The sequence below is a fragment of the Microcystis sp. M53598_WE2 genome, from assembly GCF_030067735.1.
Taxonomy (GTDB): domain Bacteria; phylum Cyanobacteriota; class Cyanobacteriia; order Cyanobacteriales; family Microcystaceae; genus Microcystis; species Microcystis aeruginosa.
In genome coordinates this window covers 1-1,577 of the sequence record NZ_JASJFE010000213.1, presented here as the reverse complement: position 1 = coordinate 1,577, position 1,577 = coordinate 1, and the positions used below count along the sequence as shown (strand labels likewise).

The 1,577-nt window shown below is 41.9% G+C and carries 3 protein-coding genes; all 3 read left to right on the top strand.

Annotated elements, in window-relative coordinates; all coding sequences use genetic code 11:
• Positions 1–282: 282 nt before the first annotated feature.
• The gene (locus tag PX636_RS04525; RefSeq protein WP_002798346.1) at positions 283–567 is read left to right on the top strand and encodes a hypothetical protein; all 285 of its coding nucleotides are present in this window, start codon (positions 283–285) and stop codon (positions 565–567) included.
• Between the two features lie 63 nt (positions 568–630).
• Positions 631–774, top strand: coding sequence for a hypothetical protein (locus tag PX636_RS04520; protein WP_223210688.1), 144 nt, complete (start codon positions 631–633; stop codon positions 772–774).
• A 135-nt stretch (positions 775–909) separates the two neighbouring features.
• A partial coding sequence (locus tag PX636_RS04515; RefSeq protein ID WP_288116345.1) for an RNA-guided endonuclease InsQ/TnpB family protein occupies positions 910–1,577 on the top strand: 668 nt, incomplete at its 3' end.

Below are 1,577 nucleotides of genomic sequence, written 5' to 3'. Positions count from 1 at the left end.
GGAGATTATTTCTGTTTATTCTCCCTACACCCTACACCCTACTCCCTACACCCTACGCCCTACACCCCACACCCCACACCCCACACTGAAAAAGGCTGCCCCAGCAATTATCGGGTTGACTTTTGTTTACCACTTAATCGTTCTTAACCAAGAATCTTAATGATATTTTAAGATTTTTTAAAAAACCGCCCCTAGCCGAGATGAACGTATATCCTAGAGGGGAGCGAGTATAGATTCCTATTCCCGTTCGATCGCCCCCTAATTCTCTGGAGATCAGCACCCATGCTTACTTTGCTCCGTTCCCTGCTATTTTCCACCCTATTAAGTTTTGTTGCCCCCGTCCTCTTGGTCGGTTCTATTTTAACGGCTTTATTGGCCACCAGTCACGTCCCCGGCTTTACTTGGGTTTCTCAGACCGGTTTTAGCCAAATCCTGCAATTTTTAACCATTTTCGGCGGCGGTTATCCCCTACAAGGCCTGTTAACCATCGCTGTCACCTTTGCTTTTGTTGGCAGTTTATTCGATTTATTTAACTTTTACGTCTATCAAACCAATCGCGGACAGTAACAGGTAAAGGGTGATAGGGACTGTCTAGAATGGGAATGAGGTTTTTATGGGATCGAATCGTCTATGCGCCCTATTTTCTGCCGTTTTTGGCTATTAACAATAATTTCTCTGCTGCTCACCCTGAGTATCGGGATTGTCAATCCCCAACCCAGTTTCGGGCGCTCGTGGATGGATTTACCTAAAATGTCGGATGAATGCCCCCGCTAAATTTTTCGACAAGACATCAACCTTTGCGGGGGATGAAATCCGACCAAGATATTAACTGAGAAGCCCGATTTTAATTCTACCATTTGTAGGTAAACTGTGTTATAATTAACTTAGCCAAAGGTCAAGGATTGTTAGATGCTAGTCGTAGAAGCAAAGCTAAAAAACGGAACACCAGAGCAATATCACCAGCTTGATGAAGCTATCAAAACTTCTCAGTTTGTGCGTAACTCTTGTGTTCGTTATTGGATGGACAATCAAGGGACAACCCGCAATGATCTCCAAAAACTTTGTGCGGTACTAGCTAACAATAAAGAGACACCTTATGTTAATAAATTAAACTCTCAAGCTCGTCAATCGGCTGCTGATAGAGCCTGGCAATCAATTAATCGGTTTTACCAGAATTGTCATGCTAAGATACTTGGGAAAAAGGGTTTTCCTCGTTTCAAAAAGCATAGCCGTTCGGTTGAGTATAAACTAACGGGCTACCAACTATCTGATAATCGACGTAAAATCAAGTTTACCGATGGTTTTAAAGCAGGAGAATTTGATTTATGGTGTAGTCAAAAAACCTTAGTTTATTATTCAGAACAACAGATTAAACGAGTAAGAGTTGTTAGACGTGCTGACGGTTATTATTGCCAGTTTCTGATTGACGTAGAACGGCAAGAATACCATAAACCGACGGGACAAATAACAGGAATTGACTTAGGTTTAAAAGAGTTTTATACTGACGCTCAAGGCAATACTGTAGAGAATCCACGTTATTTAAGCAAGTCAGAAAAACGACTTAAAAAAGCACAACG